The organism is Streptomyces sp. MNU76, from assembly GCF_020982545.1.
Lineage (GTDB): Bacteria > Actinomycetota > Actinomycetes > Streptomycetales > Streptomycetaceae > Streptomyces.
In genome coordinates this window covers 234,049-260,283 of record NZ_JAJKLK010000006.1, presented here as the reverse complement: position 1 = coordinate 260,283, position 26,235 = coordinate 234,049, and the positions used below count along the sequence as shown (strand labels likewise).

Genomic DNA, 26,235 nt, shown 5'->3' with positions numbered 1-26,235 from the left:
TGTCGCGGCGAACGTAACCGTCCGCATCCCGCGCCTGCAAGCCGGTCACCCGGACGGGTGACGTGGCCCTCGCGGCCAGGGAGGGTGGGTGGGCGGGTAGTTCTTTCCCCGGTTCTTTGGGGAGGTCAGCGGCCCGCCGGACCCTCGCGGCCAAGGGCCCGGTGACCCCGGAAGACGGACGGCGACCAGTACCCGGCCGCCTCAGGGACGGTGGTGCGGCCCGGCTTTCAACTCGCCTATGAACGCGGCCCAGGAGGCGGCGTGGAAGCACAGTTCCGGACCGTGCGGGACCTTGCTGTCACGGACCGGGACGAGGGACTCTCGGAACCCGCCGGCCACCTCCACGCAGTCGCCCCCCGCCTGATTGCTGTAGCTGCTCCTGCGCCAAGCGGCGCCGTTCAGATCGAGACGGGAGATTCGCGCCACGGTAGTTGCCCTCCATCGTGGACCGGATCATGTCGATTGACATGACAGGGGGCAGGGCTGCCGCCCGCAGCCGATCGTAAATCACCTTGTAACGACTGACGTTGGCTGGCTCCTCGATCAATTGGCCATAGTCCGAACCCTCTGTGTAGGCCACTTCTGAGCCGTCCGTCAGGGTCAGGATCGTCAGCGAGCCACCCATGGCCTCATGCCCACCTTGGTCGAACGGCAGTGCCTGCACAGCTATGTGACGTTCCGTGGCAGCGTCGAGCAGCCGCGCCAACTGCTTCCGCATCACGGCGTGGCCACCGATGGGACGTCTCAGTACCGCCTCGTCCAGGATCACGCACAGCTCCGGCCGACCGGGCGAACCCAGCCTCTCCTGCCGCCCCATACGGGCTGTGACTCGCTCTTCCAACTGTTCCTCGCCGTCCAACAGAGCGTCCAAGCTGAGAACAGCCCGCGCATAGTCCTCCGTCTGCAACAGACCCGGCACCACATGCGCCGCGTACTGCCGGATGACCACCGCCCGCTCCGAGTACTCCATGAACTTCCGTGACCAGTCCGGGAACGCCTCCCGGTACACGTACGGCCACAGGTCCACCAACAAGTCGTCCGCGCCGAGGACCGTGTCCAGCGCACGCGCCAGCTCCAGCGTCGGCTTCGCTCCGGACGCCCGCTCGATCTGGGTGATCCGCGTGCTCACCACGTGGGTCCGGTCACCGAGCTCGGCCTGTGTCAGTCCGGCCGCCGTGCGGAGCCTGCGCACTCGCGCGCCGAACAGCGCCGCCATCGACGAGCTGGGATCAATTCCGTTGGCCAAAGCGTCACTTCCGTTCCTTACGGACTGAAAAGTAAGGCTGCGTCACCTGTCGAGCGTAGGGCGATCGGACGACTCTTGGACACGGAACGTGACGATTCGCGTACGCCACGAGATGTCTCAGCTCGACAGACAAGGACGGACCAGCCGTGCTGACAGCAACCACCACCCCGTCGGACGAACCAGGACTCCCCGTGGTCGCCCAGCGGTTCGTCTCCTCTCCGCGAGGTGCGCGGCTTGCCCGGCGCCTCGCCGTCAGGCACATGGAGGAGTGGGGCTACCCGGCGGCGTCCGAGGTGTCGTGCAGCGTCGCTCTCGTCGTCGGCGAACTCGCCGCGAACGCCGTACTGCACGGCCGAGTCCCCGGACGGGACTTCGGTCTCCGGCTCGCCCTCGACCTGGCGGCGGGGCTGGTTCGTGTCGAGGTCGCCGACGCCGCCTCCGCGAAGCGGCCACCCACGGCTCCGCCCTCGTCGTACCCCGAGGGCGAGTCCGGTCGAGGGCTGCTGCTGGTGGACGTCCTGGCCGTGCGCTGGGGATCGGAGCCTCGTCGCCCGATGGGCAAGACGGTGTGGGCAGAGGTGCCCCTTGAGGCAACAACTCACCTGAAGACAGCTGGAATTGAGCCAACCTACGTTGTCGCCGCACAGATTCCCTGACCCACCGAACCTCTTCCGTGTGGCGTGCATCTACAGGGGCGCAGGCGCGCACCGACCATGTGCGCCGATTCGTACGCGAGGGGAACCCGACACTTCATGAAGAGCAAGCTGACCGCCCTGGCCCTGGCGGCGATCGTCGTCGCCGGCACCGCCGCTGCCGCCGCACCGGCCTCCGCCGCCCAGGCCGCGCCGACCCGCTGCCACACCGCCGACCTGAAGGCCGGCTTCGCGCTGGGGGGCGACGCGAGGCCGGAGATGAACCAGACCGAGAAGCAGACCCAGGCCTACATCTGGTTCACCAACCGGAGTGAGCGCACCTGCACGCTGTCCGGCTTCGCGGGGGTCGACATGGTCGGCGCCCAGACGACCGACGGCACCTGGTCGTTGGCGCGCTCCTCCCAGAAGCCCACGAAGATGATCCTGGAGAAGGGGGACACGGTGGACTTCAGCATCACCCTGCTCCCGGTGGCCGCGTCCACGCCCCGGGCGGAGAAGTTCGTCCCGTCGAAGTTCCTGGTCACGCCGCCGAACGAGACGGAGCACTTCACCCTGACGTGGCCATTCGGCGGCCAGATCCTCAAGCAGGACGGCGCCACGCGCCCGGCGACGTACCTCAACCCGATCGGGCTGTGACAACGGTGGGCACGGGCCGGTCTTGACCCGACCCACCGACAGGCCGGTCCTGGATCGACCGACCCAGGGGGCGGCCTCGGCGAACGAGGCCGCCCCTTCAGCTCTCGCGGACGCGGAGCGCGGGAGTGCAGCTCGTCGGGCGGGCGTTCCGGGAGGACATGTGCCTGGAGGCGGCGCAGGCGGTCGAGGACCGGCTCGGGGTGATCACAGCGGTCGACCCGCGCGAGGGTGGCAGGGCCGACACGCTGGCTGAAAACGCGCCCACTCACCGTAAATCGCTGTCCACGGCGGCATGGGATCGCGATACGAGTAGACGCACCCGACGCTCCCACGACGATCGGCGCCCGGAACGACAACCGGAACCACGACCGGAACCACGCCCCCCGAACGGACACCATGAACACGGCCCCCACCGAGGACCATTCGCCCTCCTGCCGAGACCTGGTCGGTCTCCTCGCCCAGAACGACCGGCGTGCCGCCTACGCCGCCCTCGCCCTCGGCGCGGCCTCCGTGGCCGAGGTCGCCGAACTGGCCAAGCTCCGCCCACCGGCGGCCGCCGCCGCGCTGCGGAAGCTGACGGACGGCCGGATCGCCGCCTTCGACAGTGAGACGCGCACGTACACGCTGCTCGACGACACGTTCCGGCTCGCGGTCCAGGCCGAGGTCAGGGTCTCCGGTCGGGGCGGCGGGGACGGGGCGGGCTCCTACTTCCGCCGTGGCCGGCTCACGTCCGTTCCGGGCAACGCGGAGGTGCGCGGCCGCGTACTGGCCGTGGTGCGGGACTCGTTCGCGCCCGACGTGACGTACTCCGAGGCCAAGGTCAACGCGATCTGCGGCGAATGGTTCGACGACTGGGTGAGCCTGCGCCGCGCCTTGGTGGACGAGGGGCTGCTGCGCAGGAACGAGTCCGGCACCACCTACGAGCGCCTCTGACGGACGGCGCCGACGACCAAGGGCGCGACGGCCCGGCGGCGTACGCCCCGGCGGCGCGGAGTCAGTCGCCGCGTCGTGTGGTGGACGGCTGGAGGAGCTGGTCGACGGGGGCGTAGTCGTCGGTGAGGGGACGGGCGCCGTCGATCCAGGAGGTGAGGTCGTCGCCGGTGGTGGTCCGCCAGCCGGTGCGCCGGGCGTCCAGCGCCTTCTGCGTCGCGCGCAGGTCGAGAGGCCGGTCGGAGGCGAGCACCACCAGGTTGCCGCCGTCGGAGGTGGTGGCCGTGTCGAGGCCGATGTCGGCGGGCTCGCCGACGACGGCGACGTGCTCGAAGGTCTCGTCCAGGGTGGCCACCTCGGCACGCGCGAAGTCCATCCCGCCGTGGTCGATGAGGTTGGCGACGTACAGGCCGTCCGGGACGAGCACCCGCCGTACGTCGGCCATCGCCTCCACCGTCGTGAGGTGCCACGGCACGCTGACGCCCCCGAAGGCGTCCCCGACGACGAGGTCCCGGCTGTCGGCGGCCAGTTCCCGCAGGCCGAGCCTGCCGTCCTCGACGCGTACGTCGATCCCGGCGCCCGATCGCAGCCCGAGCCGTTCGCGGTCGATGCGGACGACCCCGCTGTCGATCTCGGACACGAGGCTGCGCGTCCCGGGCCGCGTGGCGGCGAGGTAGCGGGGGAGGGTGAGTCCGCCGCCGCCCAGGTGGTGCGCGGTCATTGGCTCACCTTCGGGGAAGGCGGCGTCGACGGCCGACGCGATGGCGCGTACGTACGCGAACTCCAGGAACGTCGGATCGTCGACGTCGACGTAGGAGTGCCGCAGGCCGTCCAGCACGAGCGTGCGGCCGCTGTCCCGGTCGGGGTCCGCGACGACCCGGGCGCAGTGGTACCTGGTCTCCGCGTCGCAGCCGCCGGGCGCGACCGCCGTGCCGAGGCCGCCGACGACGACCGCGAGGGTCAGGGCGGGGGTGCCGGTCCCCCTCCACCGCCGGGTTCGCCACTCGACCACCGCCGAGCCGACCACCAGCAGTGTGCCGAGGCCGATCAGGATGCCGCTGACCGGCAACCGCGAGACGAGGACGAAGCCGGTGAGGACGGTGCCGACGATGGCGCCGACGGTGCCGACGCCCGACAGCCGGCCGACGACCGTCCCGGTCTCGGCGAGGCTGGTCAGCCGCAGCTTCGTCACGATCGGCGTCACCGCGGAGAGCAGCGCGCCCGGCACGAGGATCGCCAGCGACGCGATCAGCAGCAGCAACGCCGGAGCCCACTCCGCGGCGGTGCGCAGGACGGCGGGGGTGAGCGCCACGACCGCTCCCGACACCCCGAGCGAGGGGCCGATGAGCCGCCGTGGATCCACCTGGTCGGCGAGGCGCCCACCCAGCCAGGAGCCGACGGCGATCGCCGTGAGGGCGATGCCGATCACCAGGGTGCTGGTCTCCAGGGTGAGACCGAGGTAGGGCGCCAGCAGCCGCAGAGCGACGATCTCGACGACCAGGACCGCGGCCGAGGACCCGAACACGAGCACGGCGGCGGCGCGGGGACCCAGCCCCTGGTCGCGAGGACTGCCCTCGGCGCCAGGTCCGGGTGAGGACGGCGATCCGGTCACGGCCGACATCCTCGCACGCGCCCCGTCACAGCACTGCGGCGACCGTTACCGGTCGGCCTGCCGGGTCGGCCCGGGCCCCAACTCCCTTGACTCCCTTTCCGTCGCCGCTTGGGGAGTACCTACCGGCGGCTGCGCCTCCGCTCCGCGCTTTCGTGGATCCTGGGTGGTGGTTCACAGTGGGGTGGTCGGCCGTCGGGCGTCTCTACGATGTCCGGTCGGAGAACGGGTGGCGGCGGAAGGGAGACTGGCGTGACGGATCACCGGGAGCGTCCCCGGCGGCGGGGGCAAGGCGAGCTGGAGGCGCAGATCCTGTCGGCGCTGCGGGAGGCGGAGGGTCCGGCGACGGTCGGCCGGGTGCTGGACCGTCTCGACGGTGACCTCGCCTATACGACGGTGATCACGATCCTGACGCGGCTGTTGGCCAAGGGTGCGGTGACCCGGGAGCGGGTGGGCCGGTCCTTCGTCTGGACGCCCGCCTCGGACCAGGCGGGCCTCGCGGCGCACAGGATGCGGAAGGTACTGGACAAGGAGAGCGACCGGGAGGCGGTGCTCGCCAGCTTCGTCACCGGCCTGGGCCCGGACGACGAGCGACTGTTGCGCGAACTGCTGGGTCGGAGTCGGAACGAAGGGGAAGACTGACGCCTCATGGGGGTCTTCGTCTTTCTGCCGCTGGTCCTGCCGCTCACGGCATGGCCGATAGCCCGCCTGGCCGAGCAGCATCTGCATCCCCGCACCGCGACCCGGCTGCTGACCTGGGTGGCCGCGGTGATGGCGACGTGCAGCACGGTGTGCCTGGGGCTCGTGATGGTGGTCGGCACCGCCCAGTTGCCCGGCAACCCGCTGCCCGACGGCTGGTCCGACCCCGAGGTGCGCGAGGCCGTGCCCTACGACGAGGTGGCCGGCAAGGCCGCCATTCCCGCGCTGTTCGCCGTCCTGGTGGTCTGCGGTCGGACCGTGTGGCGGCACGGCCGCGTGCGCCGCAGGGCCCACCGGGCGCTCGGCGGGCTGCCGGGCACGGAGGTGGTCGTCCTGCCCGACGACACCCCGTACGCGTACGCGTTGCCCGGCGGGCGCCGGGACCGGGTGGTCGTGACCACCGCGCTGCTGTCCTGCCTGGAACCGGCCGAGCGCCGGGCCCTGTTCGCGCATGAGCGCGCCCATCTGGCCGCCCGGCACCACCGGTTCCTGCTCGCCGCCCAACTCGCCGCGTGCGCCAATCCGTTCCTGCGGCCGCTGCGCACGGCCGTGTCCTACACGGCGGAACGATGGGCGGACGAGGAGGCGGCCCAGGTGGTGGGCAGCCGCCGGACAGTGGCGCACGCGATCGGCAAGGCGGCCCTGGTCTCCCGTGGGACCCCGGTGCCGACACTGGCCGGGTTCGCCTCACCCGGCCCGATCCCACGCCGGGTGACGGCCCTCCTCGGCCCGGCCCCCCTCGTGCGCAGCTGGCCCTCGGTGTTCACCACGGTGGGCCTGGCCGCCTGGGGAGCCGCCGTGGGCACGGCCGTATCGGCGATGTCGTCCGCGAACTCCGCGGTGACCATGTTCCTCATCCTGTACGCAGCCACGCCTCTCTGAGCCGCCACGCGGTGCCGAAGTTCCGCAACACCTCGTTGGTGGCGTCGAGTTGGGCGCCCCGAAGCCGCCTGTCAGCTCTCCTCTTCCTCCCCTCCCTCCTCGTCCTCGTCCTCGCCCTCGAAGAAGTCCCCGACCTCGTCGACCACTTCGGCGGCCACCATCCCGCCGACGACGCCGACCGCGAGTCCGGCCGCACCCGCGGCGACGACCGTGCCCATGCCGGGGCCGGAACGGTGGCCGTCATGGTGGTGATCGTCATGGCCGTGGTGACCGTGGCCGTGCGCGTACGGGGCACCGTGCCCGTCGGAGGCGGGCGAGCCGTACGTGGACCGGTGTTCAGCCAGCCCGCGGATCCAGCCGTCGACGACCGCTGGGATGAGTGACGTCTGAGCACGCAGGTGCGCTGGATAGGCGCGGCCAGTCTGTGGCGGCTGTGCCTGAACCAAGTCAACGCGAACTGGTGGATCAGAGGGGCATCGCGTGCAGCGCGTCACCGGCGTTCGCCGAGACGTCGGTCCCCCGCCGGGGCGTCCGGCGCCGTGCTGCTGCCGCGCCCCCTCGACGGCACCACCACGACCCCGGCCGTCAAGGCGACCGGCGACTTCGCGGACGTGCGGTAGCTCGCGCCACCACGCTCGCACGGCGACACCGGCGACGTGGGGCCGTCGACGTCGGGAGCGTCGACGTCGGGACCGCCGTCGACCGCAGGAAGCGCCACCGGCCGCAGCCGGGAGGACGGCCGCGGCGCACGATCCGCTGTGACAGGCCGCCGCTCATGGCCGGTCGGGGTGTCGTGCACGGCCGAGCCGACCGGCACGCACAGGTGATCAGCTGGAATGGGGCAGGCGAGAGCTGGAAGCCTCGTGTTCGGCGCGCCGACGGTACTCGGCGTTGATGCGCTGGGCTTCCTCGAGCTGGTCCTCAAGGATGACGATGCGGCAGGCAGCCTCGATCGGGGTGCCCCGGTCGACGAGCTCGCGGGCGCGCGCGGCGATCCGCAGCTGGTAGCGGGAGTACCGGCGGTGTCCGCCCTCCGAGCGCAGCGGAGTGATCAGACGAGCCTCACCGAGGGCTCGGAGGAAGGCCGGGGTGGTGCCGAGCATCTCGGCGGCCCGCCCCATGGTGTATGCGGGGTAGTCGTCGTCGTCCAGACGACCACTGAGGGGGCTATCTGCTGTCATGTCACCTCTTTGTGCAACGCGTCGAGGGGCCCTGGTGCCGTACGGCACCAGGGCCCCGAAGGAAATTCAACACCATCCGTCGGCCGTGATGCTCTGCCGACCTTCTGCTTCCGCTACCCAGCCCTGCTGAAGGGGGGGTGCGGGGATCGCGGTTGCGTGACCGGGGACCACCTTCCAATCCGGGGTCTTGCGGTACCCGGCCGGGTACTTCAAGGGCCGGGCGATCCTGATGGCGTCTGCGTCCTCCGTCCTTCCGCTGAACCAACCACTCGACTGCAGGGCGCCACGCCCTGCGTACTGCATGTACTGCATGTACTGCACCCGCCAGTTCGTGTCTGCCGGGTTCGCTCGACTCGTGTTGACGAGAAAACACTAACTGAGCCAGTGCCCAATGTCTACTGTGGCAAAGGTAGATTTCACCTGTTCGGGGAGACAGATAGCCTGTGATCTGGGAAAACGTCGACCGGTAGATCGTCGCGGGAGAGCCGCGTGGCGGTGCGTGGGGGCAGGCGTGGTCGGTGAAGCCGGTGAGGCTCGTGAGGCCGAGGCGCGCTGAGGCGGATCAGGGTGGCAGGGCGAGGGCGCCCAGGGCCCGGCCCTGTGCTCTCCGTCGGCGACGGGGCCGAGGGGCGGGCCGGTGCGTTGATCGTCGCCGTCGCACAGGAGGTGGCGTGGCGCTTCCTGAAACGCAGCGAGCTGGGACCCGCACCCCAAGAGGTGAGAGTCCCAGCTGCGAAGTATGCGTTGTCGCCGGTGTCAGGCGGGAATGATGTTCTCGGCCGTCGGGCCCTTCTGGCCCTGCGCGATGTCGAACGACACCTTCTGGCCTTCCAGCAGCTCGCGGAACCCCTGGGTGGCGATGTTCGAGTAGTGGGCGAAGACGTCGGCGCCGCCGCCGTCCTGCTCGATGAAGCCGAAGCCCTTTTCCGCGTTGAACCACTTCACGGTGCCAGTAGCCATGTTTTTCTCCTTCGGGACGATGCCAAGAATCCGCCCTGTGCGGATTCCGTGTCGCCGTGCTGATTGGCCCGTCGGAAATAAACCTTCTGGCAACCACACCTGCAACTGAAAACGACGTTAGCACGGCCCGAGCGGCCCTCTTCGGTCAAGAAATTCCACGGTGTCGGCGCTCGAGGAATGCTCGTTGTGTGTCGTGCCTATTTCTTACTTCGCGGATACAGATATTGCTCCGCGCGGCCGGCAGCGTACTTGCCGGGCACTCCGGTCGCAGCGCCATGACCTCCGTCGAGCCCGGCGGTGCACGCCCTTCACTGGCGCAGGTGGCTGTCTCCGTCTTCCGTGGACCGGCCGTCTCCCGTGGACCGGCTGGTCTCCAGCCACGGTCGGACGGGTTCCGCCGCGTGGGTGGTGTCCACGGTGAGGTCGAGGCGGGTTCCTTTGCCGGGGCCGGCGGGGTAGCTGCGCTGTTCGGAGGAGCCCGGTGAACAGCCCCGGTGATCAGCCCGGCGTGAACGGCGAACGGCAGGCGGAACAGCAGGCGTGAACGGCAGGCGGAAGAGGTCACGGGATCGCGTCTGCGTCACGGGGCCTCCCGGGCTGGCAGGACGCGTCGAGGCCGGGCGGGTACCGCCGTTCAGGTCACCGCGGGCGCGTACCGTCCGGGCGACGGCCGAGTGCTCCCGCCGCGAGGCGTCACGCGTTCTGCGGATCAGGGCCCCCGAGCAGTGCCGAGGCGGCCTGGAGGGGCTGAGGGCGGCCGGGGCCGGGGCCGCGCGGCCCGGGGGCCGGCATGGCAGGTGAAGCCGAGGCGGACCATGGCCCGGACCACCTCACCGCCGCTGAAGTCGCGGCGGTCCTGCCGGGTGATGACCTCACCGACCTGCTTGACGGGATACCGGCGGCGGCCGATGGTCACCGAGTCACCGGTGACGATCTCGGGACTGACGCCCGCCATCGAGGCGAGCACTCCGACCCTGGTCAGTTCGAACGGGTACTGGGCGATGACACAGCGCATGATGCCTCACTGGGGGAAGGAGGAGGGGCTGACGATCGGGCATGTGAAGGGTCCGCCGAGGACGTCCCGCAGGCGGACGCGGTCCGTATAGACGGAGCTGCCGCGGTGCACGACGAGTTCGGCCCGGGAGACGCGGCCGGTGCGCTCGTCGTCCCCGTCGCACAGGAGCAGGTGCTCCACACCGGCACCGGCCATGACGGACAGGGCGACCTCGACGGTCATGTCGTCACCGACCCGCAGCTCGGTCGTGTCCGGGTGACCGGCCCTGTGCGTGAACTGGGGAGCGAAGGGGCTTCGAGGTGTCTGAACCGGTGTCACGGCTGCCTCCTGCGGTACGGGTGGACGTTCGGGTCGAGATGGCTCCGGACGGGCTCCGGGGGCGACGGCGGACCGCCGACATGTCCCGCGGCCCGCCGACACCTCACGCGGCGCGGCGCTTGGCCGCGGACCGGCCCCGAGCGGTACGGCCTCGTCGGCCCCGGGATGAGGCCGGGGCCCCGGCCCCGCCCCGGCGGGACGGCTCCGCGGTCGGCGCGGTGACGACGACCGGGACACCGGAAGGGGCCTGGGCGCCGGTGATACGGCTGAGCGCTTCCTCGCCCGAGCGCACCGCGGTGGTCGTCGGGGTGATGCCGGCCGAGGCCATCAGCCGGTTCATGTCGCGGCGTTGGCGGGGGGTGACCAGGGTGACGACTCGGCCGGACGCGCCGGCACGGGCCGTACGGCCGCCCCGGTGCAGGTAGTCCTTGTGGTCGCCGGGCGGGTCGATGTTGACGACGAGGTCGAGGTCGTCGATGTGGATGCCGCGTGCCGCGACGTTGGTGGCGACCAGCACCGTGACGTGGCCGTCCTTGAACTGGGCCAGGGTCCGGGTGCGCTGGGGCTGGGACCTGCCGCCGTGCAGGGCGGCGGCGCGGACGCCGCTGTCCAGGAGGTGCCTGGTCAGCCGGTCCACCGCGTGCTTGGTGTCCAGGAACATGATCACCTGGCCGTCCCGTGCCGCGATCTCGGTCGTCGTGCGGTCCTTGTCCGTCTCGTGCACATGGAGGACGTGGTGCTCCATCGTGCTGACGGCGCCTGCCGACGGGTCGACGGAGTGGACCACCGGGTCGGTCAGGTAGCGGCGGACCAGCAGGTCGACGTTGCGGTCCAGGGTGGCTGAGAAGAGCATCCGCTGGCCGCCGGGTCGCACCTGGTCGAGCAGTGCGGTGACCTGGGGCATGAACCCCATGTCGGTCATCTGGTCCGCCTCGTCCAGGACGGTGACGGCGACGTCGTCCAGTCGGCATGCGCCTCGGTCGATGAGGTCCTTGAGCCGTCCCGGTGTCGCCACGACGACTTCCGCTCCGGCCCGCAGCGCGTTCGCCTGCCGGCCGATCGACATCCCGCCGACCACGGTGGCCAGGCGCAGCCGTACGGCGCGGGCGTACGGGGTGAGCGCGTCGGTGACCTGCTGGGCGAGCTCGCGGGTGGGTACCAGGATCAGGGCCAGCGGCTGCCGAGGCTCGGCGCGGCGCCCCGCCGTACGGGCCAGCACCGGCAGGCCGAAGGCGAGGGTCTTGCCCGAACCCGTGCGGCCGCGACCGAGTACGTCACGGCCGGCCAGGGAGTTCGGCAGGGTCGCCGCCTGGATCGGGAACGGCACGGTCACACCCTCGTGGCCCAGTGCGGCCGACAACGGTGCGGGCATGGCGAGCTCGGCGAACGACTCGACGGCGGGCAGCGCGGGCGTGACCGTCTTCGGCAGCGCGAACTCGCCGCCGGGCGCGGCGGGCCGGCCGCCACCGTGGCCCTTGGGCCCGGCCATGGGACGGCGCCGGGTGCCGGAGCGGCCTGCGGCGGTGCCCTCGAAACGGTCGTAAGCGCGGGTGGTGGGCGTGGTGCGGGTGGTGCGGGTCGTGCGTGAACTGCGTGACGGACGTGCTCGGTTCATACGGAACCTTCCTCGATGCGGGCGCGTATCAAGGAATTCCCGCAGCACGGTGAACGGCGCAGAGAACCACGAGAACGAACCGAAGACAACGGGGGAGAACCCCCTGGAAAAAGCAGCGAGCTGGGGCCCGCACCCCAAGGTGCGGGCCCCAGCTGCGAAGTAAGCGTCAGAGCGTGTCAGGCCGGAACGATGTTCTCGGCGGTCGGGCCCTTCTGGCCCTGCGCGACGTCGAACGACACCTGCTGGCCTTCCTGGAGCTCGCGGAAGCCCTGGGTGGCGATGTTCGAGTAGTGGGCGAAGACGTCGGCGCCGCCGCCGTCCTGCGCGATGAAGCCGAAGCCCTTTTCGGCGTTGAACCACTTCACAGTACCGGTAGCCATGTCATTTCTCCTTCGGAAACGGGCTCGGAGCCTCACCGTGTGTGGGCTCCGTGTCGCCGCGATGATCAACCCGTCGGAAAATGAACCCTTTTGGCAACCACAACTGCAACCTGATTCGACAGTAGCATGGCATGCTCGACCACGGGGTCGGAAATAATCCCGCACGATTTCTTGTTCCGCCCCGTGGATTTCGGATTCACCGCCCCGCTCCGCCCCTGTACGGCCTCCTACACCCGCAGCAGCCGTCCGGTGATCTCCCGGTACTCCCGCAGCGCGAACCGGAGTTCGGTGGACTGAGTCTCGTGGTCCAGGTCCGCCCAGCCCGCACGCAGGGCCCGCCGCCGCTCCGCGAGGGCGTTCATCAACTGGGCGGAGGCTTCGTCGAACGCCCCTTCCGCCTCCTCCAGTGCCTCGCGCGGGCTGTCCGCGAAGGTGTTGACGGCATGTCCGAGGCGGTGCGCGATCTCCTCCCGTCCGTCCGAGGGGAGCAGCGGCTCCGGGCCCGTGGTCTGGCGTCCGACGTGACCCGAGGGCCGGTCCGCGGGCTGCTGGGCGCGTGTCTGGTCGTACATCGTCGTGTGTACCGCTTCCATGGGAATGAGTCACCGCCCGAAGGCGCCGTTCGCCTCCTGGGCGGCCTGTCGCAGGCTTCCGGAGACCCGGTCGCCCCTGCCCTTCCCGGCCCTGTGCCGTGCTGCCAGTCAACGTCCGGGGCCGGTGGGTGTCAACGCGTCGTCGGTTCGCGCTCGCCTGCCGGAGGGCGCTGACCAGGGCGGTGACCAGCGGCGTCCGGTGTCATGCCGCACGGGGAGCGCGGCGGGGAGCGCGAGGTGTGACGCCCCGCCCCGACGCCGCCCCGCCCGCCGCCCCGAGACGACCGAGGAAGCCGCGAAACCGCTCATGGCGGCCGCGGCGGGCACCCCTGCCGGAGGCCCCAGCTGCGCCCGGCCTCCCACCATCCCCCGCGTCATCCCCGCGACCCTCCCCTCCTCTCCTCACACCACGGCGCCAGAACCCCGCGCCCGCCCGCGCCGCCCCAACGGGCCGCGCGCCCCGCTGCCGCCGCTGTCCTCATCGCTCTCATCGGGCTCATCGCTGTCGTCGCGCTCGCGGCGCGCCGGCGGCGCCGGGTGGCTGCTCTCCAGCTGCACGGCGATCGGCACGGCGGTGAACACGCTCGACGCCATGCCGATCACCACGCCGGCGATCAGCGCCACGGAGAAGTCCGCGAGCGAGTCACCGCCCAGCACGGCCAGGGCCACCAGGATGAACAGCGCGCCCACACCGGTGTTCACCGTGCGCGGGAGCGTCTTGACGACGGCCCTGTTCGCCGTGGATTCCAGGTCCGCCGCCGGATCGCGGCGGCGCGCCTCGCGCACCCGGTCGAAGACGACGACGGTGTCGTTGACGGAGTACCCGATGACCGTGAGCAGGGCCGCCAGGAAGACGCTGTCGACGGGCCTGCCGAGCCAGGCGAACAGGCCCACCACCAGCAGCACGTCGTGCACCATGGCCGACACCGCCGCGGCGGCGAACGTCCACCGGAACCGCACGCTGAGGTAGATCAGCTGGGCCGCGACGGCGACGCCGAGCGCGATGAGCGCGTGCCGGCGCAGTTCCTCGCCGAGGCTCGGACCGATCAGCTCGTCCCGCTCGACGGTGACCTCGCCGCCCTCCTTCGCCAGCGCCGTCCTGATCGTGTGCTGCTCGTCGTTGCTCAGCTCACCGGTGCGTACCGAGATGTCCCCGTCCCCCGACTCCTGCACCACCGCACGCGGGAACCCCGCGTCGGCGACGGTCGTGCGCGCCACGTCCACGTCCACCGGCCTGCTGGTGCTGTACTCGACCAGACGCCCGCCGGTGAACTCCACCCCGAAGTCCAGCCCGCGCAGGCCGATTCCGGCGACGGCGACCGCGACCAGCAGCGCGCTGACGCCGAGCCAGCGGCGCCGGTGGTGCACCAGGCGGAGTTCGCGGCGCGCGAGCCAGGCCCGCACCCTGCCGGTGGAGGTGATCCCGGTCAGGCCGGGCCGGTCGCGCACGAAGCGGCGCCGGATCGCGAAGTCGGCCAGGACCCGGGTGATCACCAGGGCCGAGACCATCGAGACGAGGACACCGATGGAGAGCGTGACGCCGAAGCCTTTGACGGGCCCGGTGGCGAAGAAGAAGAGCAGCCCGGCCGCGAGCAGCGTGGTCACGTTCGAGTCGACGACCGCGCTCCAGGTCTTGGCGAAGCCGGTGCGCAGCGGCTTGTCCAACCGCGCCGAGGCCGACTTCAGGGCGCGGGCGCCCAGATACTCCTCCCGGGCACGTTCGAAGACCAGCACGTTCGCGTCCACCGCCATGCCGATCGCCAGGACGAAACCGGCGAGTCCGGGCAGCGTCAGGGTCGCGCCAAGGGCGACCAGGGCGGCGTAGGAGATCAGCCCGTACAGCGCGAGCGCGAGGGTGGCCAGGGCGCCGAGCAGCCGGTAGACGACGAGGATGAACAGCCCCGTCAGGGCGACCCCGATGATCGCGGCCTGGGTGCTGGCCGCGATGGCGTCGGCACCGAGCGTGGGGCCGACGGTGCGCTGCTCCACGACCTCGACGGGCACCGGCAGCGCGCCGCCCTTGACGAGCGCGGCCAGCTCGCGGGCCTCTTCCCGTCCGAAGCCGCCGGTGATCTGCGTGGAGCCGCCGGAGATGCCGACCCCGCACGCCACCTCCGCGTCGACGCCGGGCGCCGAGAGGATCCTGCCGTCCAGGACGATGGCGACGCGCCGCTCGGGGGCGCCCTGGGGTGCGCAGGCCGCCGCGCCGGTGACCCGCGCCCAGTCCTTGCCCGCCTGCCCACGGAAGGTGAGGTCGACCATCCAGCCCGAGGTCGTCCGCTGGTCGAGCACCGCCTCGGCGTCCTTGACGCCGTCCCCGGTGAGAGCGGTGGGCCCGAGCTTGAGGTACATCCCCTTCTGGTCGGGGTCGGCAATGACGCGTGAGCCGTCCTTGGCCGGTTCCCCCTTGCCCGCGTCGCGCGCGTCCGTGGTGCCCTTCACCGGGTGGATGGTCAACTGCGCGGTACGGCCGATGACTTCGGCGGCCTCGCGCGGGTCCTGCACGCCGGGCAGCTCGACGAAGATCCGCTGCTGTCCGGACCGGTACAGGCTGGGCTCGGACACGCCGAGCGCGTCGACCCGCTGGCGGAGCACCTCCAGGGCCCGCTGGGTCGATTCGGCGTCGGCCTCGACGACGGGTGAGTCCTTGGTCTCCAGGACGATCTGGGTGCCGCCGCGCAGGTCGAGGCCGAGGCGGGCGGTTTGGGTGAGGGCGAAGAAGAGCGAGGCGGCGATCACACCTAGGGCGACGATCGCCCGCCACATGGGCGCGCGAGACATGGGTTCTCCACGAGGGGCAGGCAGACGGAACCGACGTCTGTGCCGGGCGCGGAGGCGAACGGTCAGGCGTCGGTACGGACTTGGGTGCTCCATCGGGAGGGAGGGCCGCGTGGGCGGTGGGCCTGGGCGCTCCGGCCCGCTCCCGCGGCGGCCGCCGCCACGGCCAGGGCGGGGCCGCCGACGGCGCGGTGCGGGGCCGCCTCCCCTGCGCCAGGGCCCAGGAAGCCGTGGAACGGGTACGGTACGGCGTCGGCGTGACCGGGCGGGGGGTGCGCCACGGTGACGGGGCGCGGCGCGTCGGCGGTGGTGACGGACGCCTGTGCGGTCGCCGCGGCGGCGGTGCCCGTCGAGAACGGGCGTGAAGCCGACGCCGATTTGGCCGACACCGGCAGGAAGTAGGTCAGGACCGCGAGCAGCGCGGAGAGCACGACGGCGGCGGGGCGCGCGGGACGAGCACGGTGCTGCCGCACGCCTCGCCCCCCGGTCAAGTCGCCTTACGAATACAGCAGTCGGGTCCTCGGTGACGCCGGTGCGGTTCGTCCGGCCGTCATGACACGAACGTTGTCGGGCGTCCGGAGGTTCCCGGACGAGCCCGCGGGTGCGACGAGCGTGTCGGCGGCCGGTAGTCAGCGGCTCACGGAGTCCAGTGCCGACTGGAGCGACTGGCGGTAGCCCTCGCTGGTGTACGTGGCTCCGGAGACTGTGTCGATGTCGGCGCTCTGGGCGGTCAGTGCCTCACTGGTCAGCCGCGGGATGGCGTAGCTGTTGATCTGCTGGTCCCTCGGGTTGTTCCGGGGGTAGGCGACCGCGGTGACGTCGGTGAGTTTCCCGTTCTTGAGCGTGACGCGGACCTGGACGGGGCCGTAGAACTCGTGGCTGACCCGACGGCGCACCGCGCGGGCGGAGACGAGGCCGACCGTGAACAGGAGGACGGTACCCGTGGTGGCCTTGAGCATCTCCGGGTAGTCGAGGGATGTCCGGCCCAAGGTCTTCCAGCGCTTCACCCGCGCGGACCGCCGTCGCACCGAGGGCGCGGGAGGCGGAGCCGGCACCGGCCTGGGCCTGTCGATCGTGGCGGCGGTGGCGGAGGCCCACGGCGGAGGCGTCACACTCGAAGGCGGCCCCGCGTCGACCACCTTCACCATCCGGATCCCCACCGGCGAGGGGTGACCGGAAGCCGCTGTCTGCTCCCGGTCCCGGTCCGTCCGACGCCGCACCGGGGGCGTACGGCCACGCTGCCCGGGCCAACCGCATTCCGTCAGGAGCCTGTAGCGAGCCAGGTGATGTCGGGCAGTCGTCAGGTCTTGTCGGGGAGTGGATCGACCCCGTGACGGTTTCACCCCGTGCCGTCGCGCCGTGGCCCACACCGCAAGGCGGAACCCTCCGGCACCGCCACCGCTCGGATGAAGCTGTGCTCCGACGGCCCAGATGCAGTGGTGGTCCGTGGCCGGTTCGGCTCATGGTCGAGAGGAGAACCTCCCCCGAGGACGGAGCGGCGCCTTGCAGGAAACCGAACGGATCTCGCCCCAGGTCCTGGAGTCGATCTCGACTCCCGAGCAGGTCGAGACACACCTGGGCACTCTGGAGTTCCCCTTGGGAGTGCCCACCGACGAGACCACCGACCGCATCTACGACCATCTGGACCACCTGGACGGCGTCCGTGCGTTCCTCGACGCCTACTCCGGCGTCAATGTGTGGGCGGCCCGCAAGGGCTTCCTGGAGACGGGGGTCAAGGACCACGACGTCCTGCTCTTCTCGGAGTTCATGGACCCCAGCGCGCTGGTGCTGACCGGGAACGCGGACACCGTCTACTTCCTGACCTTCCTCGACCTGACCGAGGGGCCCGTGGTGGTGGAGATGCCGCCCCTCACCCTCAGCTTCGTCAACGACATGTGGTTCCGCTGGGTCGCCGACCCCGGCATGCCCGGACCGGACCGCGGAACCGGCGGTGCCTACCTCTTCGTGCCACCCGGGTATGACGGCCCGCTTCCCGAAGGCGGGTTCTTCACGCACCGGGGCCGCACCACACGGCTCATCCTGGCAGGGCGGGCGTTCCTGGAGGGCGACGACCCGAAGCCGGCGGTCGAGCGCATCAAGGAGCGGCTGCGTATCCACCGCTACGTGCCCGGACTGTACGGAACGAGCGTCGGGGAGATCGTCACCGGGGGCACGGCCCCGCCGCCGCCGTGGACCGCGGAGACCTGGACCGCCGCGTTGCGCAGGCCCGACCCGCCGCGCTTCGTCGAAGCCACCGGGCTGCCCGTGAACATGGTTCCGCCCGCGGACGCGACCTACTTCGACTTCGCGAACGAACTGGTCCAGGACCAGCCGGCCGAGGCACTCGATCCCGAGATCGCCGGTCCGCTGGCCGCGGTCGGGATCGTCAAGGACAAACCCTTCCAGCCGGACGCGCGGATGCGGAAGATCCTCACCGAGGCGGCCGCGGTAGGGAACGCCACCGCCCGCACACTCGCCTGCCGTCCCCGCCCCGACGAAGAGGCGCACTTCTACGGCACGTCCTCCCAGTGGGTCAACGGCCTGCTCGCGTCCGGCTACGACTTCATGACCCCGCCCGCCGACGTCAGCGACAGCGGTGTCGAGCCCCGGCCGAGCAGTGGCGCCCGCAAGCTGAACCTGCGGTCCTGGTGGTGGTACCTGGCCGTGGGCATCAGTCCGACGTTCGCCACACGGCTGACCGGGGTCGGCTCCCAGTACCTCTTCTCGTTCGGGGACCAGGAGGGCCGGACCCTCGACGGCGGCAGGCGGTACCGCCTGGTGCTCCCGCCGGACATCCCCGCCGCCCGGTTCTGGTCGGTCACCGTCTACGACAACCAGACACGATCGATGCTCGACACCCCGCAACGGTTCCCCCGGGCCGGCAGCCAGGGCTATCCCACCCCGGCAGCGGTCGCCGACGCCGACGGCACGACCACCGTGCACTTCGGGCCCGACCGGCCCGACGGTGTGCCGGAGGGCAACTGGATCCAGACCACACCGGACCGGGGCTGGTTCGTGGTTCTGCGCCTCTACAGCCCGCTTCAGCCGTTCTTCGACAAGACCTGGCGGCCGGGCGAGATCGAGGCGGTGGGCTGACCACGCCCCGCGGCGCTCCGAAGGCACGAGGGTCCGGACGGTGAGGTGGCCATGGGCACGAGCCCGCTGGAGAGTTGGAACGACGGCGCCGCGAAGCGGGCGATCGTCGAGTTCGTGACGTCCGCGGCGGCGGAGGACTCGCCGGGTTTCGTCCCGCCGATGGACCGGGTCGCCGTGTTCGACAACGACGGAACCCTGTGGGTCGAGAAGCCCGCGCCGGTGCAGTCCGCGTTCATCCTCGGGAAACTGGCCGCGCGGATGAGGGAGGACGCGTCGCTGGCCCGGCAGCAGCCGTACCGGGCGATCGTCGACAAGGACGAGTCGTTCTTCCGCGCGCTGGAGGTACAGGACCCCGAGGCCGTGAGGTCGATGGTGGAGGCCATCGGCTCGGCCTGGGAGGGCACCGCTTTCGGGGAGTTCGAGGCCGAGGCCGCCCGGTACCTGGCGTCCTGGCGTCACGAGAGCCTCGGCCTGCCGTACGCCGGCCTCGTCTACCAGCCCATGCTGGAGCTGTTCGACCACCTCCGGGCGCACGGCTGGCGGCTGTTCGTGTGCTCGGGTGGCGGACGCGACTTCATGCGGGTGATCTCCGAGGAGCTCTGGGGCCTGCCGCGGGAGAACGTGATCGGCTCGGCCCCGGAGTTCGCCTACCGGGACGGTGTGCTGGTCCGCCGGGCGGTCCTGCACGGCCCCGTCGCGCTCGGGCCCGGGAAGCCGGAGTACGTCCTCGCCCGCACCGGCCGGCTGCCCGCCTTCGCCGTCGGCAACGACGACGTGGACGTCGAGCTGCTGGCGTCCGCCCGGTTCGCCCTTCTCGTCGTGCACGACGACGACGTGCGGGAGTACGCCTACACCGAGGGGGCGGAACGCGCACGCGCGACCGCGCGGCGGGAGGGCTGGACGACGGTCAGCGTGAAGGACGACTGGAACGTGGTCCTCGACAAACGACACACTCAGGAGGAAACCAGTGCCCCACGTCAGTGATGCCCCCAGCCCGGGCACATCGCCCGGGACGCTCGCGTCGATCATCTGTCCGGACCGGCTGGACACGCCCTTCGGTACGTTGGACTTCTTCGACGGCATGCCCTCGCCCGACGCGGTCAGCCGCAGCTACGACACGTTGGATCTGCTGCGTGGGATCGAGGCGTTCCTCAACTGCGTCCCCGGCGCGTCCATGGTGGCGATGCGACGCGGACTGCGCAGCATCGGCGTCGACTCCCGCACGATCGGCTACACCGCCCCGCGATGCACCTCGGCACCGGTGGTGCTCACGGGCAACACGGAAACCACCTACGGCATGACCTTCCTGGCGCTCGACGAGGACGGGCCCACCGTCATCGAGGCGCCGGGGAACTCGCTGTGCATCGTCAACGACATGTGGCAGCGCTACGTCACCGACATGGGCATCGCCGGGCCCGACCGCGGAGAAGGAGGCAAGTACCTCTTCCTTCCTCCGGGGTACGGGGGCGACGTTCCCGACGGCTACTTCGTCGTGCGGCCGGCGACGTACGGCTCCTGGGTGCTGTTGCGCGCGCTGGGTGGCACGGAGAGCCTGCTCACGGCACGCATCTACCCGCTCTCGGCCGCGGCGGACCGGCCCGAGCAGCGCTTCCTCAACTGGGCGGAGTCCGACTTCAACACCGTCCACGCGAACGACATCTCCTTCTTCGAGGAGATCGACACCATCGTCCAGGCGGAGCCGCCCGAGTCGCTCGATCCCGAGCGCGCCGGTCAGCTCGCCGCGCTCGGCATCGAGCGCGGCAAGCCCTTCCGGCCGGACGACCGTATGCGCTCGATCCTCGACACCGCCGCCAGGATCGCCTCGGGCGTCGTACGGACGCTGGCCCTCAAGCCACGCGACCCCGGCTTCTTCTACTACTCCGACAGTTCGTGGAAGACCCCGTTCCCCACGCACAGTTACGAATTCCTGTCGGCGGACGGTGCCCGGTTGCTGGACTCCCGGGCGGTGTTCTACTACTTCGCCGCCGCCTCCTCGCCGGCGATGGTCACGGCGGCCGTCGGCACCGGATCGCAGTACGCCTACACGGCGGAGGACTCCACGGGCCAGTGGCTCGACGGCGGACGGGCGTACACGCTCACTCTGCCGAGCGGTATCCCCGTGAAGAACTTCTGGGCCGTCACCGTCTACGACCCCCAGACCCGCTCGCTGCTGCGCACGGACCATCCCTACCCGAGCGTCAACAGCCTGTCGGAAGGTGTCCGGCCCGAGGCCAACGGCGAGACGGTCATCCACTTCGGCCCGACCGCGCCGGAGGGCAAGGAGGCGAACTGGGTCCAGACCGTCCCCGGCAAGGGGTTCTTCGTGATGCTGCGGCTCTACGGTCCGCTCGAAAGTTGGTTCGACAAGAGCTGGCGGCCGGGCGAGATCGAACCGACGTAGGCAGGCGGCCGTGAGTGAGGCGATCGGGCAGATCCTGTCCTACGGCGTCGCCGTCGCGCTGAGCGCGTTCCCGATCATCGGTGTGGTGCTGATGCTCGCCACCCCCAGGGCGCGCGTCAACGGACCGGCGCTGCTCCTGGGCTGGGTCCTGGGACTGGCTCTGGTCGGCACGATCGTGCTGCTGGTCTCCGGCGGCGCCGGCGCGAGCGACCAGGGGCAGCCGGCCGACTGGGTCAGCGCGCTCGACCTGGCGCTCGGCGTGCTGCTGCTGTGGGTGGCGGTGAAGGAGTGGCGCGGCCGGCCGCGTGGCGACGAGGAGGTGACGCTGCCGAAGTGGATGAAGGCGGTCGACTCGTTCGCCCCTGCCAAGGCGTTGGCACTCGGGATGGCGCTGTCCGCCCTCAACCCGAAGAACCTGCTGCTCTCGATCGCCGCGGCGTCGGCGATCGCACGCACGGACGCCTCCGCCGGCGCACAGGCCGTGGCACTGGCGGTCTACGTGGTGCTCGGGGCGCTCGGGCCCGGAACGCCGGTCGTGCTCTACTTCGCCCTCAAGGAGCGCTCGCAGCACATCCTCGACGGTCTCAAGCTCTGGATGGAGCGGCACAACACGGCGATCATGGCCGTGATCTGCCTGCTCTTCGCCGCGAAGTTGATGGGCGACGCCCTCAGTGATCTCTCCTCGTGAGGGCGGACATGCACTGGCTGTTCCCCTCGCTGCGGGGGTACCGGCGGCAGTGGCTGGGCCGGGACGCGCTGGCCGGGGTGACCGTGTGGGCGGTGCTGGTGCCCGAGGCGCTCGCCTACGCGACGATCGCCGGCGTCTCGCCCGTGGTCGGCCTCTACGCCGCGCCCGCGGCCCTTATCCTCTACGCCGCCTTCGGCAGCTCGAAGCACCTGGTGGTCGGGCCGATGGCGGCGACGGCGGCGCTCTCGGCGGCGATCGTCGGAGAGGCCGCCGACGGTTCGAGCGCACACTTCACCGCGATGACCGCGGCACTGGCCGTCACTGTGGGCATCGCGGCGCTCCTCGCCGGGCTGCTGCGCCTCGGCTTCCTCGCCAGTTTCATCTCCGAGCCGGTACTCAAAGGCTTCGTCGTCGGGCTGGCACTGACGATCATCGCGGGCCAGCTGCCGAAGCTGTTCGGTGTCGAGGGCGGGTCGGGGGACTTCTTCGAGAAGATCTGGGCCTTGATCGGCGACCTCGGCGGAGCCAGTGGCCTCACCGCCCTGGTCGGCGTCGGCAGCCTCCTCCTGATCCTCGTGCTCAAGCGCGTCGCCCCGACCGTGCCCGGCTCGCTGATCGCGGTGGCGCTGGGGATCGCGGTGGCAGCGGCCTTCGATCTGCAGGACCACGGTGTCGATGTCGTCGGCAGCGTCGAGAGCGGGCTGCCCTCCTTCGGCTTCCCCGATGTCTCGCTCGGCGACCTCGGCGACCTCGCCGCCGGAAGCGTCGGCGTGCTGCTCGTCGCCTTCGCCGAGGGACTCGGGGCGGCGAAGAGCTACGCCGCACGCGACCACTACGAGGTCGACGCCAACCGCGAGCTGATCGGGCTCGGAGCGGCCGGCCTGGGCGCCGGCCTGTCCAGCGGCATGATCGTCAACGGCAGCCTCTCGAAGACCGCCGTCAACTGGTCGGCGGGCGCACGCACCCAGCTGTCCGGAGTGTTCGTCGCCCCCCTTGCCGTGATCACGCTCCTCTTCCTGACCGGCCTGTTCGAGGAGCTTCCCGAGGCGGTCCTCGCGGGGGTGGTGGTCGCGGCGGTGGTCGAACTGGTCGACATCCCCTCGCTGGTCGCCCTGTACCGCGTCTTCACCCGCAGGCTCGGCCAGGCCTACGGCGTCGCCGCGCGGCCCGACTTCCTCGCCGCGGTCGCCGCGATGCTCGGGGTGATGATCTTCGACACGCTGCCCGGCCTCTTCATCGGCATCGGTGCCTCGTTGCTCCTGCTCCTCTACCGCTCCTCGCGGTCGGTCATCAGCGAACTCGGGCAACTGCCGGGCAACGGACACTTCGCCGCGCTCGACAGGCACACGGACAGCCGCAGGATCCCGGGGGTGATCGTGCTGCGCGTGGAGGCGGGCATCTACTTCGCCAACGCCGAGCGAATCCGGTCCACGGTACGCAGGGCCGCCGGCCGGGAAGGGGCGACGGCGGTCGTGATCGACGCCGAGACGGTCCCCTTCATCGACGTCGGCGCGGTACGCATGCTCGACGAGCTGGCCGAGGAACTGCAGGCCCGCGGTGTCCGGCTCCTGCTGGCCCGCGACGTGGGTCAGGTGCGGGACGTGCTGCGCACCGCCGAAGCCAGGACGGAGCTGAGACACGTTCATCCCACCGTGCGGGCGGCCGTCGACGCGGCCAGGACGGGCACATGACGCAACCGTGCCGTGCAGCCTTCCACGACCTTGCGGATGCCGTCGACCCGGCCGCGCACACCATCCACGACGTCCTCCGACGCGCTTTCGCCGCCCGCCAGGTCGCTCTTGCAGGGCCCGGCACACGGTCCGCACCTGCACCTGCACCTCAGGGTGGCTTGCGGCCGACGCCACATCGCCCCCACGGCACGGAATATCGTTCCATATGGCTTTTATTATCCTTGGTCCGGAGAGTGCTGACTGATGCTTCCTTCACAAGGGACGCGGTGACGAGAGAGCGGCAGGCGCCCGGACCGCCCGGCGCACGGGGAGCGGTACAGGCCGATGGTCTGCCGTTCCGGGCGCCTGTCCTGGCCGCTGCTCGCGCGACGGCACGGGCCGCCGCCCTGACGGCAGCCCTGCTGGGCGCGTTGAGCCTGGCCGGATGGATCGTCGACGTCGATACGCTGAAGAGCGTGCTGCCCGGCGACCCGGTGAGCGTCAAGGCGAACACCGCCGTGGGCGTTCTGGCGCTGGGGCTCTCCCTGGCCGTGGCGGCCACCGGTCCCGGCCGCCGACGGATGGTCGCGGCGCGTGCCGCGGCGGCTCTGGCCGCCCTGATCGGCGTGCTCACCATCGTGGAGTACACGACCGGGGCGGGCCTCGGCATCGACGAACTCCTCGTCACCGACGACACCGCGGAAGCGGCGACGGGAACGCCCGGCCGGATGGCCCCCAACACGGCCGCGGCGCTGACCCTCGGGGCCATGGCGTCGCTGTGCGCCGGTACGTCCCGCATCCCCGCCTGGTGCAGCCAGATCCCGGGCCTGGCCGTGGGGGCTCTCGGCATGCTCCGGCTGTACGGGGCCGCCTACGCGGTGCCCGAGCTGGAGCGGTTCGGCGCCTACACGGGCATGGCCCTGCACACCGCGCTCGCTCTGGTGCTGCTGGGCACGGCCGCCTTCCTGGCCCGGCCGGACGAAGGTCTCGCGGGGCTGTTGACGAACGCGGGCACCACGGGCGCGCTGGGCCGCTGGCTGTTCGCCACCGTCGTGGTGGTGCCGCCGCTGCTGGGCTGGAGCGTGCTGGCAGGTGAGGACGCGGGGCTGTTCGGGACGCGGCTGGGCACCGCGCTGCTGGTGGCCGGCCACGTCACCGTGTTCACCGCGGTCGTCTTCGCGGCCCTGGGCGTGGGCCGCCGCGTCGAGGTGGCTCATGCCCGCGCCGAGTGGCAGGTGCGGCAGAACGCGCTGTTGCAGGCCTTCATGGACCACACGCCGGCCCTGGTCTTCATCAAGGACGTGCACGGCCGCTTCCTGGCGGTCAACACGACGTTCGAGGAGAACACGGGCCTGTCCCGGGAACAAGTACTGGGCCGTCTGGACAAGGACGTCCTGCCACCCGGCCTCGCGCGTCAGGCGCGGGCCGCCGACCTCGCCGTGCTCATCGATCGCGCCCCCGTGCAGCGTGAGGAGTCGATCACCCTGCCGGGGGGTCCGCAGGACGTCCTCACCTCCCTATTCCCGCTGAACGACGCGAACGGCACGCCCTACGCGCTGTGCGGCGTGGTCACCGACATCACCGAGCGGGTCGCGGCTCAGCGTGAGGTCCAACGGGCGCACCGGCGCTTCCGCGCGCTGCTGGAATCCGCACCCGACGCCACCCTGATCACGGACGGCCGCGGCACCATCGTCATGGCCAATACGCAGGTGGAACGCCTGTTCGGGCGTGCGCCGGGTGACCTCGTCGGGACCGAGGTCGTCGACCTGGTGCCCCGTCCTCTCCGCCGGCGGCACGGCGCCCTCCTCGGCGCCTACCTGCGCCTGCGTGCCCCGAAGCCGACGATCATGGACAGGGAGCTGTACGGGCTGCACGGCGACGGCCGTGAGTTCCCCGTCGAGGTGAGCGTCAGCAGCCTCCGGGCCGAGCACGAGACCCTCGTGTTCCTGACCGTACGGGACATCACCGAACGCAGACGGGCCGAGGCCGAACGTGCCGAGCGCTACGAGCAGCTACGACACATCGCCTACACCCTGCAGCACAGCCTCATGGGCGAGCCGCCCCGCCTCCCGTACCTGCCCAGCGCCCACCGCTACCTGGCCTCCGTCCAGGACCCCGGCGTCGGCGGTGACTGGTTCGACGTCATCCCCCTCGGCGGGCGCCGCACCGGCGTCGTCATCGGCGACGTGATGGGCCGTGGCCTGGAGGCGGCGGCCGTCATGGGACAGCTGCGTGCCGCCTCCCACGCGCTGGCCCGCACCGGCACCTCGCCCAGCCGGCTCATGACCGGGCTGGACATGTTCGTCGGCGACCTGGCGGACCAGCTCGTCACCTGCGCCTACCTGGTGATCGACCAGGACGCGTACGAGGTCACCCTGTGCTCGGCCGGGCACCTGCCCGTCATCGTCGTGCCCCCCGACGGGCCCGCCCACCGGCTGTCGGCACCGGTCGGTGTGCCGCTGGGCGTCAACGACGCGAGCGACGGCGAGGTGCTGTTCGCGGAGGTGACCCTGCCGCTGCTGCCGGGGAGCACCCTCGTGCTCTACACCGACGGACTGGTCGAACGGCCCGGCACCGACATCGAGGCCCAGATCGACGTACTCACCCACGCCCTCGAAGCCCTGCCGAAGGGCGTTCCCATGGACCCGGAGAAGCTCGACCGTGCCGCGGCCCGGCTGATCAGGACGCTCATCCCGGACACGGCCGCCCACGACGACGACGTGACGCTGCTGATGATCGCTGTGCCCGGCCGGGAAGGGGAGGACGCCTGTGCTTGATCGCCGACGCGGCCATCGCCGCGGCGAGACGCGCGACGACCCGCTGCTCGTCACGCCCGCCGCGACGCGGGCCGCCGCTCGGCACCGGGCGCGACGTCGACGAAGGGC

Annotated in this window: 25 protein-coding genes and 2 pseudogenes; 12 read left to right on the top strand and 15 right to left on the bottom strand. The window is 71.3% G+C overall.

What is annotated here, in order from left to right:
• Nucleotides 1-201: 201 nt before the first annotated feature.
• Both E4N62_RS16410 and E4N62_RS16405 read right to left on the bottom strand, forming a co-directional pair.
• The gene (locus E4N62_RS16410; protein ID WP_230215223.1) at nucleotides 202-339 is read right to left on the bottom strand and encodes a DUF397 domain-containing protein; all 138 of its coding nucleotides are present in this window, start codon (nucleotides 337-339) and stop codon (nucleotides 202-204) included.
• Entirely contained in the window at nucleotides 299-1,216 is a 918-nt protein-coding gene (locus E4N62_RS16405; protein WP_230215561.1) for a helix-turn-helix transcriptional regulator, read from the bottom strand. Before E4N62_RS16405 ends, E4N62_RS16410 begins: the two co-directional genes overlap by 41 nt.
• Before the next feature lie 176 nt (nucleotides 1,217-1,392).
• On the opposite strand from E4N62_RS16405, the gene E4N62_RS16400 reads away from it, so the two are divergent.
• The 3 genes from E4N62_RS16400 (at nucleotide 1,393) to E4N62_RS16390 (ending at nucleotide 3,468) form a co-directional block, all read left to right on the top strand.
• Nucleotides 1,393-1,902: an ATP-binding protein gene (locus tag E4N62_RS16400; protein WP_230215221.1), complete on the top strand. Its 510-nt coding sequence runs from the start codon at nucleotides 1,393-1,395 to the stop codon at nucleotides 1,900-1,902.
• A gap of 96 nt (nucleotides 1,903-1,998) precedes the next feature.
• The gene (locus tag E4N62_RS16395; protein ID WP_230215219.1) at nucleotides 1,999-2,535 is read left to right on the top strand and encodes a DUF4232 domain-containing protein; all 537 of its coding nucleotides are present in this window, start codon (nucleotides 1,999-2,001) and stop codon (nucleotides 2,533-2,535) included.
• Nucleotides 2,536-2,931: 396 nt separating this feature from the next.
• The gene (locus E4N62_RS16390) at nucleotides 2,932-3,468 is read left to right on the top strand and encodes a DUF2087 domain-containing protein (protein ID WP_230215217.1); all 537 of its coding nucleotides are present in this window, start codon (nucleotides 2,932-2,934) and stop codon (nucleotides 3,466-3,468) included.
• 61 nt (nucleotides 3,469-3,529) lie between these two features.
• Here the strand turns inward: E4N62_RS16390 and E4N62_RS16385 are convergent, their stop codons facing one another.
• Complete coding sequence (locus E4N62_RS16385; RefSeq protein ID WP_230215216.1) at nucleotides 3,530-5,077, bottom strand: fused MFS/spermidine synthase; 1,548 nt, start codon at nucleotides 5,075-5,077, stop codon at nucleotides 3,530-3,532.
• Between the two features lie 207 nt (nucleotides 5,078-5,284).
• Here E4N62_RS16385 and E4N62_RS16380 point away from each other — a divergent pair, with 207 nt between their 5' ends.
• Both E4N62_RS16380 and E4N62_RS16375 read left to right on the top strand, forming a co-directional pair.
• Nucleotides 5,285-5,716, top strand: a complete 432-nt coding sequence (locus E4N62_RS16380) for a BlaI/MecI/CopY family transcriptional regulator (RefSeq protein WP_268269458.1) — start codon at nucleotides 5,285-5,287, stop codon at nucleotides 5,714-5,716.
• A gap of 6 nt (nucleotides 5,717-5,722) precedes the next feature.
• Entirely contained in the window at nucleotides 5,723-6,655 is a 933-nt protein-coding gene (locus tag E4N62_RS16375; RefSeq protein ID WP_230215214.1) for a M56 family metallopeptidase, read from the top strand.
• Nucleotides 6,656-6,726: 71 nt separating this feature from the next.
• On the opposite strand, the pseudogene E4N62_RS16370 reads toward E4N62_RS16375, so the two are convergent.
• From E4N62_RS16370 to E4N62_RS48700, 12 genes and pseudogenes are all read right to left on the bottom strand, one after another.
• Nucleotides 6,727-7,026 (bottom strand): annotated as a pseudogene (locus E4N62_RS16370) (sporulation protein); the annotation flags it as partial.
• 119 nt (nucleotides 7,027-7,145) lie between these two features.
• Nucleotides 7,146-7,472: a hypothetical protein gene (locus E4N62_RS16365; RefSeq protein ID WP_230215213.1), complete on the bottom strand. Its 327-nt coding sequence runs from the start codon at nucleotides 7,470-7,472 to the stop codon at nucleotides 7,146-7,148.
• Nucleotides 7,473-7,482: 10 nt separating this feature from the next.
• Complete coding sequence (locus E4N62_RS16360; RefSeq protein WP_184905943.1) at nucleotides 7,483-7,836, bottom strand: helix-turn-helix domain-containing protein; 354 nt, start codon at nucleotides 7,834-7,836, stop codon at nucleotides 7,483-7,485.
• 756 nt (nucleotides 7,837-8,592) lie between these two features.
• Complete coding sequence (locus E4N62_RS16355) at nucleotides 8,593-8,796, bottom strand: cold-shock protein (protein ID WP_184905941.1); 204 nt, start codon at nucleotides 8,794-8,796, stop codon at nucleotides 8,593-8,595.
• Between the two features lie 709 nt (nucleotides 8,797-9,505).
• Nucleotides 9,506-9,811 (bottom strand): SCO5918 family protein, encoded by a 306-nt coding sequence (locus E4N62_RS16350; protein WP_230215212.1) that lies wholly within the window; start codon nucleotides 9,809-9,811, stop codon nucleotides 9,506-9,508.
• A gap of 6 nt (nucleotides 9,812-9,817) precedes the next feature.
• On the bottom strand, nucleotides 9,818-10,129 hold the full coding sequence (locus E4N62_RS16345; RefSeq protein ID WP_374116995.1) for a CBS domain-containing protein: 312 nt from the start codon (nucleotides 10,127-10,129) through the stop codon (nucleotides 9,818-9,820).
• Nucleotides 10,130-10,232: 103 nt separating this feature from the next.
• Nucleotides 10,233-11,744, bottom strand: a complete 1,512-nt coding sequence (locus E4N62_RS16340) for a DEAD/DEAH box helicase (RefSeq protein WP_230215210.1) — start codon at nucleotides 11,742-11,744, stop codon at nucleotides 10,233-10,235.
• A 176-nt stretch (nucleotides 11,745-11,920) separates the two neighbouring features.
• Complete coding sequence (locus E4N62_RS16335; RefSeq protein WP_215447838.1) at nucleotides 11,921-12,124, bottom strand: cold-shock protein; 204 nt, start codon at nucleotides 12,122-12,124, stop codon at nucleotides 11,921-11,923.
• A 227-nt stretch (nucleotides 12,125-12,351) separates the two neighbouring features.
• Nucleotides 12,352-12,696 (bottom strand): hypothetical protein, encoded by a 345-nt coding sequence (locus tag E4N62_RS16330; RefSeq protein ID WP_230215559.1) that lies wholly within the window; start codon nucleotides 12,694-12,696, stop codon nucleotides 12,352-12,354.
• A 423-nt stretch (nucleotides 12,697-13,119) separates the two neighbouring features.
• Nucleotides 13,120-15,498, bottom strand: a complete 2,379-nt coding sequence (secD, locus tag E4N62_RS16325; RefSeq protein ID WP_230215208.1) for a protein translocase subunit SecD — start codon at nucleotides 15,496-15,498, stop codon at nucleotides 13,120-13,122.
• A 62-nt stretch (nucleotides 15,499-15,560) separates the two neighbouring features.
• Complete coding sequence (locus tag E4N62_RS16320) at nucleotides 15,561-15,968, bottom strand: hypothetical protein (protein ID WP_230215206.1); 408 nt, start codon at nucleotides 15,966-15,968, stop codon at nucleotides 15,561-15,563.
• A 156-nt stretch (nucleotides 15,969-16,124) separates the two neighbouring features.
• Nucleotides 16,125-16,502: an FMN-binding protein gene (locus E4N62_RS48700; protein ID WP_230215557.1), complete on the bottom strand. Its 378-nt coding sequence runs from the start codon at nucleotides 16,500-16,502 to the stop codon at nucleotides 16,125-16,127.
• Nucleotides 16,503-16,530: 28 nt separating this feature from the next.
• Here E4N62_RS48700 and E4N62_RS16310 point away from each other — a divergent pair.
• From E4N62_RS16310 to E4N62_RS16280, 7 genes and pseudogenes are all read left to right on the top strand, one after another.
• Nucleotides 16,531-16,668 (top strand): annotated as a pseudogene (locus E4N62_RS16310) (ATP-binding protein); the annotation flags it as partial.
• Nucleotides 16,669-16,998: 330 nt separating this feature from the next.
• Entirely contained in the window at nucleotides 16,999-18,591 is a 1,593-nt protein-coding gene (locus E4N62_RS16305; protein WP_230215204.1) for a DUF1254 domain-containing protein, read from the top strand.
• 51 nt (nucleotides 18,592-18,642) lie between these two features.
• Complete coding sequence (locus E4N62_RS16300; RefSeq protein WP_230215202.1) at nucleotides 18,643-19,575, top strand: HAD family phosphatase; 933 nt, start codon at nucleotides 18,643-18,645, stop codon at nucleotides 19,573-19,575.
• Entirely contained in the window at nucleotides 19,559-20,992 is a 1,434-nt protein-coding gene (locus E4N62_RS16295) for a DUF1254 domain-containing protein (protein WP_230215200.1), read from the top strand. Before E4N62_RS16300 ends, E4N62_RS16295 begins: the two co-directional genes overlap by 17 nt.
• 10 nt (nucleotides 20,993-21,002) lie before the next feature.
• The gene (locus E4N62_RS16290; protein ID WP_230215198.1) at nucleotides 21,003-21,680 is read left to right on the top strand and encodes a GAP family protein; all 678 of its coding nucleotides are present in this window, start codon (nucleotides 21,003-21,005) and stop codon (nucleotides 21,678-21,680) included.
• 8 nt (nucleotides 21,681-21,688) lie between these two features.
• On the top strand, nucleotides 21,689-23,371 hold the full coding sequence (locus tag E4N62_RS16285; protein ID WP_230215197.1) for a SulP family inorganic anion transporter: 1,683 nt from the start codon (nucleotides 21,689-21,691) through the stop codon (nucleotides 23,369-23,371).
• A gap of 266 nt (nucleotides 23,372-23,637) precedes the next feature.
• Nucleotides 23,638-26,127 carry a PAS domain S-box protein gene (locus E4N62_RS16280; RefSeq protein WP_230215195.1) on the top strand — a complete coding sequence of 830 codons (2,490 nt, stop codon included), beginning with the start codon at nucleotides 23,638-23,640 and terminating at the stop codon, nucleotides 26,125-26,127.
• The last annotated feature ends 108 nt before the right edge of the window (nucleotides 26,128-26,235 follow it).